General features: G+C 45.0%; 11 protein-coding genes. 5 read left to right on the forward strand and 6 right to left on the reverse strand.

Translation table 11 applies throughout. From position 1 onward, the window contains the following. Positions 1-43 precede the first annotated feature (43 nt). Positions 44-1,006: a glycosyltransferase family 2 protein gene (locus ACRRS0_RS13425; protein ID WP_432452678.1), complete on the forward strand. Its 963-nt coding sequence runs from the start codon at positions 44-46 to the stop codon at positions 1,004-1,006. A 150-nt stretch (positions 1,007-1,156) separates the two neighbouring features. Here ACRRS0_RS13425 and ACRRS0_RS13430 read toward each other — a convergent pair whose 3' ends face one another. Continuing rightward, a complete protein-coding gene (locus tag ACRRS0_RS13430) occupies positions 1,157-1,729 on the reverse strand; it encodes a hypothetical protein (RefSeq protein WP_432452677.1) in 573 nt (190 codons plus the stop codon). A gap of 74 nt (positions 1,730-1,803) precedes the next feature. Then, on the reverse strand, positions 1,804-2,736 hold the full coding sequence (locus tag ACRRS0_RS13435) for a Gfo/Idh/MocA family protein (RefSeq protein WP_432452676.1): 933 nt from the start codon (positions 2,734-2,736) through the stop codon (positions 1,804-1,806). Between the two features lie 530 nt (positions 2,737-3,266). On the opposite strand from ACRRS0_RS13435, the gene ACRRS0_RS13440 reads away from it, so the two are divergent. Beyond that, the gene (locus tag ACRRS0_RS13440) at positions 3,267-4,964 is read left to right on the forward strand and encodes a carboxylesterase/lipase family protein (RefSeq protein WP_432452675.1); all 1,698 of its coding nucleotides are present in this window, start codon (positions 3,267-3,269) and stop codon (positions 4,962-4,964) included. A gap of 225 nt (positions 4,965-5,189) precedes the next feature. Here the strand turns inward: ACRRS0_RS13440 and ACRRS0_RS13445 are convergent, their stop codons facing one another. Together ACRRS0_RS13445 and ACRRS0_RS13450 are read right to left on the reverse strand one after the other, a co-directional pair. Continuing rightward, the gene (locus ACRRS0_RS13445; RefSeq protein ID WP_432452674.1) at positions 5,190-5,831 is read right to left on the reverse strand and encodes a glutathione S-transferase family protein; all 642 of its coding nucleotides are present in this window, start codon (positions 5,829-5,831) and stop codon (positions 5,190-5,192) included. A gap of 502 nt (positions 5,832-6,333) precedes the next feature. Continuing rightward, positions 6,334-6,948 carry a LysE family translocator gene (locus tag ACRRS0_RS13450; protein ID WP_432452673.1) on the reverse strand — a complete coding sequence of 205 codons (615 nt, stop codon included), beginning with the start codon at positions 6,946-6,948 and terminating at the stop codon, positions 6,334-6,336. A 930-nt stretch (positions 6,949-7,878) separates the two neighbouring features. Between ACRRS0_RS13450 and ACRRS0_RS13455 the strand changes: the two genes are divergently transcribed. Continuing rightward, positions 7,879-8,787: a THxN family PEP-CTERM protein gene (locus ACRRS0_RS13455; protein WP_432452671.1), complete on the forward strand. Its 909-nt coding sequence runs from the start codon at positions 7,879-7,881 to the stop codon at positions 8,785-8,787. A 189-nt stretch (positions 8,788-8,976) separates the two neighbouring features. On the opposite strand, the gene ACRRS0_RS13460 is transcribed toward ACRRS0_RS13455, so the two are convergent. Together ACRRS0_RS13460 and ACRRS0_RS13465 are read right to left on the reverse strand one after the other, a co-directional pair. Continuing rightward, entirely contained in the window at positions 8,977-10,116 is a 1,140-nt protein-coding gene (locus ACRRS0_RS13460) for a hypothetical protein (RefSeq protein ID WP_432459615.1), read from the reverse strand. 38 nt (positions 10,117-10,154) lie between these two features. Beyond that, positions 10,155-10,931, reverse strand: coding sequence for an outer membrane lipoprotein-sorting protein (locus tag ACRRS0_RS13465; protein ID WP_432452669.1), 777 nt, complete (start codon positions 10,929-10,931; stop codon positions 10,155-10,157). A 196-nt stretch (positions 10,932-11,127) separates the two neighbouring features. Here ACRRS0_RS13465 and ACRRS0_RS13470 point away from each other — a divergent pair, with 196 nt between their 5' ends. Further along, positions 11,128-12,120, forward strand: coding sequence for an AvrD family protein (locus ACRRS0_RS13470; protein ID WP_432452668.1), 993 nt, complete (start codon positions 11,128-11,130; stop codon positions 12,118-12,120). Then, a complete protein-coding gene (locus ACRRS0_RS13475) occupies positions 12,117-12,839 on the forward strand; it encodes an ATP/GTP-binding protein (protein WP_432452667.1) in 723 nt (240 codons plus the stop codon). Before ACRRS0_RS13470 ends, ACRRS0_RS13475 begins: the two co-directional genes overlap by 4 nt. The last annotated feature ends 12 nt before the right edge of the window (positions 12,840-12,851 follow it).

Raw genomic sequence — 12,851 nt, forward strand, 5'->3', positions numbered from 1 at the left:
CTTATACCAAGCTATAAGCAAACTCAGTACCAAGGACAACAACATGCCTTCAGCTAAGCACTTTGTTCAAGCCAATTTCGCGCAGCCTATATGTTCGGTGATCATTCCCAGCTACAACTGCTTAACCTATTTAAAACAGGCGCTCATCAGTGTTCAACTGCAAGCCATTACAGATCTTGAGATCATCGTAGTGGATGACAACTCTAACGACGGCACCTGGCAGTGGTTGCAAAGCCAGCAAGCGACGCTCAGCAACTTAGTCTGTATTAAACAGCAGGGCAATGGCCCCGCTCATGCCAGAAACGTGGCCATTGATGCGGCGAAAGCACCACTAATTGCCTTTCTTGACGCGGATGATTGGTGGTTGGAAGGCAAGTTGCAACGTCAAATTGCTTTTCATCAGGCGCATCCAGAGTTAAGTTTTAGCTTTACCGATTATCGCCACATTGGGCCCAAGGGAGAAGACCGTGGCACCTGTTTCGAATTTTGGCCAAATTACCAAGATCAACGACAACAAACGCTAGGCTATCGCATTAAGAACGATGCCGCCGCAAGCCTATTTGCTGAGAATGTGGTGGGAACCTCCACAGTGATGGCCTCACGCTCAGCCTTACGCCGCTGTTTCGCTTTTGATGAACATTTACCTTCAGCCGAGGATTGGGATCTATGGTTAAAATTAGCCTTACATGGTCCAGTCGCGGTCAGTAATCACTGCGATTGCCATTACCTAATGCGCGATGGTTCAGAAAGTAGTAAAAGTGAGCAGCGCTTAAAAGCAATGAACATCATTTACCAACGTTATGCGGCCAACTTTGCAAGCAATACCCTTTCTGTTTTAAGTCAAGCCAAAGCGCGGATTGCCACCGCTGAAGCCGAACTTTATAACGATGAACAACAACGACTACTGGCCATCGGCGCTCGACTCAAGGCGCTCTATTATTCACCCAGCAAACGCCATTTGTTTGAAACGCTAGCCGATACCCGTAACTTGCTACTGATACGCTAACAAAATCGCAAACCTAATGGCAGCGTTACGCTCATCGTGAGCATCTAAAGCTGCCCAAGAGAGCAGCCAACAAGCTGAACAGACAGGGCCTCGCGGCACGCATTCGAAATAATGAGTCAAGCGATAAGCGTGCTTAAACGAGCCAAATTCTCACTGGTGATTTGCTCTGGCATCATTGGGAGCGGTTAAGCGACTCAGCCCCCAATGAGAAGAGCTGCTTGCCTGCAACTTCCAGCCGCGTTTAACCAGCTGCTTACGCATAAAAAATTGTAAGTAACCGTGACCAAACACTGCCACCTTTTGATGCTCTTCGGCTAAACATATGACCAACTCAGCGGCCAAATAAGCGCGCTGTTTCGCTTCGGTATAAGATTCGAAAGGCCCCTTCAACCCTATCGTCCATAACAAGCGGTTTAGATAAAGCCAATAATTTGCTTTGATTGTAAACGGCAGTTTATAGCGAGGAATTTCCATTTCCCTAAAGAGTTTATAGGTTTTGGGAGGTTGGTCTGTACAACGAATCGCCGATTCCACGGCTCGTTTAAGATCACTACCAACCACATAATGCGACTCAAGCTGTGACTTTAGCTGTTGTGGCGGCAGACTATCAACCAGCAATCCTGAGTGATGGTATTTTCTCACCCAAGCCACAAAGCCAGCCGCAGAGAGTTTCGGGTAAACTGCAGCACTGGGCTTTCCATGACGAACCAATACTATTTCCAATATTTAGCCTAATAAAGTTAACAGGAAGACCAATGACCAGAGCAAGGCCTTCCTTCAATGATGTTTAATTCGAATCAGTCACAGTTTTTAAGACTCAACTTTTCACACAAGCGATCCGCGAGACGGTGAGTCGCAATATTTCTTTCGATAATGGCAGAAGAAAGTTGCCCCTTGGCAACCACAGTCAACCAATCGTCGACCATCGCAGCAAAACCTTTACTCTCAAGCATTGGCACCCAGTCCTTTTGCATCAGTTTAGTCTCGATATTGTTTTGCCAATACTTGCCTTCGGTAAAGGAATTAAATTCGAATGCGCGATCTTCATAACAAGCGGTCAGCCGTTCCGAAGTTTGACCAAATTGGCGATTCATCGAAGCATGGAATAAACACGCCCCAGTTTGCCATTGCACATCAATCCGAGCTAACTGCTCGCCCTGCATTTGCCAAGTCAGATAGACATCATCCAGATCAGCCTTGGCGGCAAGGTTGACACTATCAAGCGGGTGAATGAAATCATCAAAAATGAAGCTGCGGATCTCGCCCGGTAGGTGATGACGATTTTTTTCCCAACGCAAGGCCTGCAAACTGCCAATATTAGCTTGAGCGAGTTCCGGAATATATTGGTTAAACAAAGGAACATGACGCCGATTAAACCCCAAATAAAGTGGCAGTCTCTTTTGGGCTGCTAGCTCATAGAGCTGTTCCACTTCGATGGCACTGTCACTCAATGGCTTATCAACGAAGGTTGGAATGCCCTGTTTTAAAAAAAAAGTCGCGATTTGAGCATGTGCCGGAGTCGCGGCATGGATCATTACCGCATCGACCTGAAAACGAGGCAACTCTCGATAATCCTGACAATACTCCGCCACCCGAAAGGTTTTTGACAACTGTTTGAGCGTGTCTGTATTACGGGTGCAGAATACTAAATCAAGCTTGGCTAATTGAGTTATAAACGGTAGGTAGGCTTTCTGGGCGATATCACCCAAACCAATCATCGCAACTTTCATGTTTATCCCTTTTAATCATTAACGCCAGAATTGACTAAGCGCGTCTTATTAAAAAGGAATTATGGTAACCGATAATTACAATCAAAGACACTCGCTATTTACCTGAATTTAAACAAAAAATAATCTGTTAGATGATTTTGAATAACATCCCTTGGCCGCCGTCAAGCCCCCACATGGCATCCAAAAAGAAAATAAATTGATGCGCCACAAATAGGTCCATACTGGTCACTAACGCGGCAAAGGCAAAGCTACAAAGAAGCAAAGAAGCAAAGAAGCAAAGAAGCAAAGAAGCAAAGAAGCAAAGAAGCAAAGAAGCAAAGAAGCAAAACATAGCCTTAAATAAACGGAGATGATACTCACGATTTATGGTAACACTTTGTAAGTTATCGTAACAATCACAGCCCCCTCACACTTCAACAAAGCCGCACCCTTTAACTAATTACTCGCACCATATTGTAAACACTTACCTCTTTTCGCCAGATATAGTCGAGCAAAACTAAAAACATAAACTCGACTGAATAGGACAAGTTATGAAACTCTGTGCACGCAAAATAATACACTTATGTGCCGCCTTACTCATCGCCATATTAATGGCAGGATGTAATGATGATCACTCGCAAACATTTCCTTACCAAGGTGTCGCACTACAAGAAACCCAATATGGTTTTGTGGAAGGTTTCGAAAGCCAAGAAAATAACACCATTGGCTGGCTAGGGCTCCCTTACGCTCAGCCCCCCATCGGTGAATTGCGCTGGAAAGCTCCGCAAAGCCCTGAAGCATGGCATGGCACTTTGCAGGCAAAAGCATTTAAAGATGGGTCAATACAAGGAGATAACTCCGAGAATGCGACAGGCAGTGAAGATAGCCTGTACCTGAATATTTGGCGTCCCAACACGGCAGACAAAGACTTACCAGTGTTGCTGTTTGTCCATGGCGGCGGCAATCGAAGCGGATCACCAAAAGAGTTTATTGGTGACAAGTTAGCTGAAGCGACAAACAGTATCGTGATATCAATCGATTATCGCTTAGGGGCCATAGGCTGGTTTAGACATCCGGCGTTAAAAAGTGGCGATCTGGCGAGTGATTCTGGCAACTTTGGTCTGCTTGATATTATTCAATCGCTGAAATGGGTGAATCAAAACATCAGTAGCTTCGGGGGCGATCCCGGTAACGTGACCCTAGCCGGTCAATCTGCTGGTGCGAGAGATACACTGGCACTGATGATCTCGCCCCTTGCCAGTGGATTATTCCATAAAATATTGGCACTCAGTGGCGGCATGACCACTTCCGAGACAAGTGCTGGTGACGCTATCGCACAACAAGCCGTGATCCAGCTAGTCATCAATAATGGCGAGGCAGATAACCAAGCAGATGCCATGATCTGGATAACTCAACACGAAGATTTTGCCGCTTACTTAAGAGCGCAAGAAGCAGATAAATTTCTCGCTTTATATGGCCCAGCACCGATCAAAATGGCACCTTTCCCACACTTGTTTAAAGATGGCTATGTACTCCCTGCTGAGGGTTTTGAAGTACTTAAAACCGGTCACTACAACAAAGTTCCGGTGATGCTGGGCAGCGCGCAACAAGAATTTGCTATTTTTGCGCTAACCGATCCTGAATTTGCCCCATTACTTAGAGGATCGCAAGATCCCGATTTACTGGACTCTTATGGCACCGCAATGCATTACGGCAGCAACATCTACGCGGCATTCAATGTGGAAAATGTAGCCGACCAACTGGTAGGGAATCCAGACCAGCCTCCGGTATTTGGTTACCGTTTTGCTTGGGGCACAAGGTCTGGCGTGGTGAAATCACCAGCAGACACGCTTGGTTTATCCGCGACTCACGGCGCTGACATGGACTTTATAACGGGTCAATGGAGTAGTGGTATGAATCAGTGGTTCAATGGCGCGTTCTATTTCGACGAAAACCAACCAGGACGTGATGCTCTAAGCGCTGCAATGATGGCATATATAGGCAACTTCCTGCATACCGACTCGCCGAATGGTGAAGACCTCACAGAATGGCAAGCTTATAGCGTGCAGCATCAAATCATGCGTTTAGATGCAGATCTTGGCACTTCGATCATCGCAATGTCTGATGCTGTCTACGACAAAAATCAAGTTGATGCAGAAATGCAAACGGACTTAGCTTCCGATGAGTATCATTATTATATCGATAAGATTATTTCCGGACGTTTCTTCTGGGATCTTTGGATGGAGTAAACTTAAGCCGTATCCGCTATCGCAGTCAGCGAAAATTCAGCTGACTGTTGCGGGGCCAAAACTGACAGCATACACATCCGCCATTCACTTCGCCTATAGATAGTTTGCTGCGATCAGACTCATCTTCTTAAAATCATGTCCCTACTCAGGGCTCGCACCTAGTTGTGGCACTCACTTAATCACGATTTAACAGTTTAACCAGCGCCAGCTTAAATAAACTGAATGTTAATACGCTTCACGCGCTTTCAGCTCGCTAAAATCACTCATGATCCATTTTTTATAACCACGCCGACATCTTAAGCGTTGATACCATTGTGTCACTTTGGGCGGGAGCGTTATCTCTAATCCTTGGGATGTTAAGCGATAAAGAATAGAGCCAACACAAATGTCGCCAAGTGAAAGCGATGAACCAGCTAAATACGGACTCTCATTGAGCCTTTGCTCAAGAATATTTAAACATGCCTCGCATTTTTGTAATTGATGATTAACCTCCACCATATTCCGTTGGTTTACTGGCATTCGATAATACCCCCAAAATGTTCCCATAAACGCGGGCTGGAAAAGTACCTGTGACCAGTCCATCCAGCGCTCGTATAAAGAACACTGATAAGGATCTTGAGAATGCCATTGAGGATAACCGTAACTCGCGGCCAAATACCGCAAAATACTGTGTGATTCCCAAATCACTTTATCACCATCAATCAGGACAGGAACTTTCTTCATCGGATTTAGTTTTGAAAATTCAGCGGCATCTAATCCACCAAATCGCCCCCCTAATTCAATATGCTGATAAGAATTGCCTAGCTCTTCAAGAAACCACAAAACTTTTTGAACATTAAATGATGTCGTTCTTCCGTAAATTTTCACCTAACCATCCATTAAAAAGAAGACCATAAGTAGATCTCTATCATCCAAAATCAGAGTCGATATAACGACGACATCCCCAATTCAAAGGAAACTAATCAAGATCCACTGACCCCTCTTAACTCACCATTTAAACTGCGCAGCGGTAGAGCTTGGCATGTTCTAGCAGAGACTCACCCGCTAAGCCAATAGCAACATCTTCGGCTTACAGCATTTCCTCAGGATTACCGTAAACGTAAACCAGACATACTTCGCGAGTGTCTTTACAAACAGCTTGAATTTCTAGTCTACGATAACCATCTGGCTGATGAACCCGCTCAAATCACTCCATTTCCGCCGAGGCTTAGTGGCTCGCTGTTTGCTGTCGCGCCACAAGTACATAGATGTTGACCAAGGGAGGCTCAGAGCGACTTCGACACTCACTAGATTGTAACCACAATGAATCGTCAGAGCATCGACCAGCTGCAAGTCTGAAGGTTTAATACCTTCACCCGAGAATAAGGACTTAACGGCTACTTAAGGCGAGAGCCCCTGATGCGCCGACTAAAATACCACCACTAATTCGATTCACTACATTTAATCTTGCTTTTCCTGCACGCAAAACCTTATTTGCAGAGAAGGCATATAACATCACCATCGTAAAATCTAATAATGCCATAGTAGGACACATAATAGCCATTTGCGAAAACACTGGCTGAGTAGTATCAATAAATTGAGGAAAAAAGGCAGTAAAAAACACGATCGCTTTGGGATTGCCAGCTGCCACCATAAAACCCGACACGTAGAGTTTAGAATTTGAAACGTTTTCTAAATGATCATCCCTTTTGAACTTACTTTCTGAAGCAAACAACATCTTCACCCCCATATAAAACAGGGTTGCCGCGCCCAACCACTTAATCACATCAAAGGCCGCTTCAGAATTAGCAATAATTACTCCCAAACCAATCGAAACCAAAATCATTTGAATGAAATTAGCGCTAATATCCCCAAGGGCGGTAAATATGGTTCTTCTCACACCGTAATTAATGGAATGAACGATACCAAGAAAAACACTTGGGCCCGGTGTCGCTGTCAGCACCAACGATGCAGCAACATATGCGAACCAAACATCAACACTCATAAAACATCCCGACTTCATTTTGCTTACATCTCTGAAATGGTAACTCATTGAATGAAGTGAAGCACGAGCACTGTACGAGAGTGCTTAAGTTCACGACGACTGTGTCAATGGTGTTCGGCCTCGATTGCAGTGAACAGACAAGGCTAAAGCGATTCGATCAAAAACCAATCTCGACTAGACTCGCACGCATTGCTTCACCGGAACACTGCAATGCAGCCAGTTCATCGTCCACAACAAGAAGCTCAATGCCTTTTCCACACCTCTAGTCCCAATGCAAACCGATAAACTTAAGGCCACATGACTCAAGCCATATTACCGTTTAAATGAACCGATATTGGTCATACGGTTTTACTATTGTCTAATATAGCTTCCACTAAGGAGTAATCACCACGCCAATGACTAAGTTGGTGTATTCTTTACCTACAATAATTTTATAAACGGCTTGTTTTACCTCTAGAGCCAACCGCTCTATATGCTCAGATCATAGTCAAGCCCAAACACCTCTTGATTGAGCAAGGCTAAACCCAATATTCACCGTAGACCAAGCCGACACTTTAGAGTCACCATCCAGGCTCCGCCTGATTCATCATCTGTACAATCTCAAGTAGGTTTTTATCTGCGAGTGAGGTTTTAATCTGCGAGTGATAAACCCCTTGCAGCAACAGTAAAGTTTTATCTTCTTTCATTGAATAATGAAGAGGCAGGTCTGAGCCCAAGAAATAGATCCAACTTGAATTTTTAACCGATGCTTGGCCAACAACCATGATCAAAAGACTTTGATTTTAAGTGTCAGTAAATTTTACACCACGCTCACTAAAATGTAATACTATATACATAAAGCATTGTTTTTAAAGGATTTAAAATATTGGCCTCATATTTGCATTTACTGGAATCATATAAAACTCCTAAATGAACCAATAGATGAGCAACATGAATAAATTTAAATTAACTTGTATCGCATTAGGCTTAGGTTTTTCAAGCATTTCAGCAAACGCAGTTCTAATTACAGATTGGGATTACCTAAACGATGCTGGCTTCGGCACTGATTATACTTCAGAAGCTGGCGACGCAACAGGTGTGACTGCAACGGGTGCTACTTTAGACCAATTTGACCCACTTTTTAGTGGTGAACTCCCTAAAACATTGTCTTGGGGTCAACCTTATAAAGCGGTGAACCCAAACGAATTGCAAAGCTCTTTAGCAATTGATGATTCTAAAACTGGTTCAGTAACCACCAGTGTTGTAGATGGTGTTGGTGCCTTAGCGTTCTCTGAAGGTACAGGTTTAACCCATGAAAACTGGGGTGTAACGGGTGATACTTTAGTATCGGCAACTTTATTCGACGGTTTGTTTTTAGCCCCAACCGCGCCAGTGTCATTGCCTCCTACAGCTGCACCAGCTCTCCAATTTCAAATTCAATTTGAAGAAACCTACAACCACCCTACTGGCGGCACATGTGAATATGGCGGTACTCTAGACGGTGAAGTTGGTATCAACCAATCTGGTTGTGCCGATTTATTCACCATTATATTAGATGATGATGTTTCTTTCACTCAAGATGGTGATGCTATTTTCTTAAGTAATAGCTTCGTTATCCCAGCAGACGGCTTAGACGACTACGAATATACCTTAACAACTCGTTTGTTAGGTCTAACATTCGTTGAAAATGTAGATTGTCCAGAAGGTAAAACCTGTATCGGTTTCTTAACTGAAGAAGATAATACCAATACCCTTGAAGCTGCATTTGCTATCTCAGCTAGAGAAGTGACAGAGCCAGGTACTTTAGCTATCTTTGGTTTAGGTTTATTAGGTTTGGCTGGCTTACGCCGCCGTGCTTAAGACCGAATAAAAATGATGCGAAGAATTTAGCATCATTGCTTAAGATGAAAAGCGCAGCCCCCTGTACTGCGCTTTTTTTTCAAATTTTATATGTAGAAGCTTTATTCGAAGCCAGTGGGCTGCTTTCGACAGCAGCTGTTTGGCTCTGATGTTTATCAAGTAAGCCAAGACGAGAAAAGTTCGACGCAACTAAAAGTAATACTCGAGTCCCAGTGATAAGTAACTGTCTTTGCTCATGTAGAAAATCGGCTCAGTGGGTGACATGGCCGATAACCAGAACCCTTCTGCCACCCAACGAAAATGATGACTCACCCGACCTGACGCGGTTAATTGATATAGCTGCGAGTTTTTTTTAAGATCAAACAGGCCCGACAACAATAACTCCGTATCACTGACATCGTTTGCCTGCCATCGAAGCCCTACAAACAAATCGTTATTATAAAGCGTTGGCGGTGCCTGAGTGTCCCGATTATCCCAAGTATACTCGGCAATCAAACCCAACTGTCCCGGGCTGAATTCAAAGCCGTATAGGGAATACTCCGCCCCAGTGACCAGCGTCAGATAATTTTTACCTTCCCCATGTTTGGCAACACTTTCCCATTTCCACAGCAGATCATCTCTGGTCCACTGCAGGTCTAATCCGAGCTGAGTCATAGTGGCGTAAGATTGCAGTAGCTGAGCACCGTCATCGAGCAACATCGGCTCTCGGCTATTCCCATTGAATAAGCTAATCCCAAGATCTAGCTCGTCTCGCCAAAATGCCACTCTGGCCGCCAAATCCAGATTGCGCTTACCGTCAGAATAAACAATCTCTTCACCCACCGGCTTCCCCGGAGACAAACGTTGCTGCGGTTCGCGAAATGGTCTCACTTGATGAAACGGCAACAACAATAGCTGTGCTTCCCCCCACTGAGGCCAATACTGAAAGTGCAGCATCGGCTGACCAATCTTCTCGTCGTTACCTAACGCTATCCGCCCGTCATACTGATTTACGATATTGATTGGCTGATAGACTTCGGTAACCCCCCAGTAAACGGTATCAATACCGACCGTCACCGAATAACGCTGCGCATTATAAGCAATGTTCGCCTCACGCCAGTTCCCAAAAATCACATCAGCTTGTGGCTCATACCGTGAATAAGGTGCCAGCAGAACATTCCAGCCATCGTCATTCCACCACTTCAACTTAGGCGCTAAGGTAATTTGCGGATTAAAGCGATGGCAACACTGTTCTGCTGATAGCGGCGCCTCGGCGTATACTTCGCCCGCCAGACCCGCATAGCCTTCCAGCATCATCTCTGCCGAGACATCCCCGACATAAACGGCCATCAATATACAAACCAGACACCTCATGCTTTTAACCATCATCAATTATGCCTGTAAGCCCGCTGCAACTGTCTGGGGTCGAACTGACTTTCAGGGAGCGTTAATCCCAAGCGATAGTCCTGCCAGGTAAGCTCGGTGGTGCGTTTCGAAATTAAGTTCTCCATAAAGGCAATATGTGGACGCCAGTAGCGATCTTCATATTGCTTATACTCTCTCAGAGAAAGCTTCTTAAGTGGTGTTCCTTTGCGATCGAAATATTCAATCTTGCGTGGCTGGTAAATGGACTGATCGATCCAGGCAATCAATTTAGAGTAACCGGAATTCACATATTGTGGATAACAGGCCAGCAACCAGTAACGATGCTCACCTTGCACTTTTTCACCCACCAGTTGATAGCGATATTTATCCAACTCCCACGAACTCATATCTTCATAGGCAAATTCACTTCCCATAAATGGGCCGGAGCGATTATTCGACGAAATCCGCTTCACTCGCTTAATGGACGGCAGATACAGCCACTGATCATCCGCTTCAATCGCATGGCTAAAAGTCAGTAAACTGGTCCCGGCTATATCGCGAGGCGCTTTAAAATAGGTAATGATTTTATCACCCTCATCAGCCTGCTCTTTACCTTGCACCGTCAGTTGGCGCTGCACCGCGTCACCATTGGCGGCTGTAATCGTCATTTCAACCGTCGCAGTGTAAGACTGATAACCACTATCTCGATTCACCATCTCGGTTGCGATATCCAAACCAGTGGGTTCTTGGCCAAACGCCAGGCTCGATATCATTAATAGCAGCAATATGCTTTTTATCATGTTTCCTCCTTGATGCCATATCCCCATATTCAACGTTGAAATATGAACAGACAGTAAACATACATAAGTTGTTGAAAAACTTAACCTGTACGATCAGACAGGTTTATTCAGACAAGCGGACAGGATAAAAATATAAGCAAAGCAGCTAGCATGATTTTCTCAAATAACTGTTCGTATGTTAGGAGTAGAAACCGAAATGGAAGCTGAACCAATCTTAGAACAAGGATGTACACTCATTCCACATATCGATGATGCACTCGGCCCCGCCGCACAACGTTATTTTGGCGAGGGATATAAAAAAACCCAATATCGGTGCAACGTCAAATACACCGCCAGCTTCGCCGAAGGGACCATCGCGATTGATTACCGAACCGACTGGTCACAAAAGGAAAAAGTCAGTAGCCGCCCGCCCCACCTGAGTACTATCGATGCGTTTCTGGTTGCGGGTCGAATTGCCTGTGAGCTGCTCAGACGAGAATTCAACTTAAGCGAACAACAGACATCCCAGGCATGGATCCGACACTTGTCCATCAAGGCTGGCAGTGAAGCTTTAGAGGATCTGGTTGCCGTTCCGCTCAGCACCCGGCTAATAAAATCGGTGACCAACAATAACAGTATGTTTGGGGTTCTCAGTCATTTCAAAACAGTCTTAAAAACAATGGAAGTTGAGATCATTATTGACCACCCGCCGGGTATTGACAGCCACACGGTGAATGCGGCTCCCTTAAACGCTGAAGAATATTTCATCGATGAGTTCCGGGAAAGACACTGCGAACTATACAACAACAGCTTTAATGATAAATCCTGTGCAGTTTCTTGTGAACTCACCCTACAACGACCGGGAAATCAATTCAGCGGTCTGATGGGCCAATATCCACACGCCCTGATGATTGTGGATTGGCTAACCAGCTTCGCTCAGCTTTCACAATTAGTGATGTATCGTTTAGATAATGTGCAACGAAACCAAACCAATAACCTGTGGATGCGTTCAGTCAAAATCACTGCCCCGTACCCAATTATTCCCCAGCAAAAACATACCCTTACTTTACGAAGTACGCGCAACTCGCTAATCAACAAAAATCACGAACAATGGCGTCTTGCTACCGTTTCAGGCTCTATTGCCAGCCATCCGGAATTCTCACTTAGCGCCAAGCTTTGCCACTCACTTCCCCAAGGAACAATCGCATGAAAATTGCCATATCAGGAACCTATTCAACCGGGAAAACAACCCTAACCGAAGCGCTCGCCATTGCAACTGAGATCCCCAGAACTCAGGCCAGAACGATGCGGGAAATCCTGCCGGATGCAGTTCCAGGAAAAACCCTGGAACAATGTAAACCCTTTGAGTTACTCACCCTTGGTTTAAGCAGACTAACCGAGCGGATGATTAACGAAGAACAGTTTGGTGATCGTTTTTTTTCCGACGGTTCTAGCCTTCACGAATGGGTATATGGTGCCGCCAGATTAGAAACCGGAATTAATCCATCTGAAAGTGACTTGCTGTTAGCCCTAAAACGTATCGCAGGCGCTCCTTATGCCTCACTTCACAAAGGCTATATTGAAGCATTTGGCAATGTCGCCAAACGCCATGCAAAAAAAACCTACAGCCAATTTGTCCATCTACCGATTGAATTTGATTTGGTCGCAGATGGTCACCGACCGGTCTCCGAAGTATTTCGTCAGCTCTCCAATGATCTGTTACTAAATACACTCAAAGAACTGAATATCCCGTACATTGTCGTCGGTGGTGAGCTGCGAGAACGTCTGCTCACCATTGCGCAACACTTTCACCTACCGCTACGCATGGATCCCGATGAGGCGATCGAAACCGCAGTCAATAAAGTCAAGGCGGAAGCGATCGAAATCGAAAATCATCGTCTGTCGGTCCTTGCCGCTCAACAAGCTTAAACATAGGATATA

It is taken from the genome of Agarivorans sp. QJM3NY_29, from assembly GCF_050870835.2.
Classification (GTDB): domain Bacteria; phylum Pseudomonadota; class Gammaproteobacteria; order Enterobacterales; family Celerinatantimonadaceae; genus Agarivorans.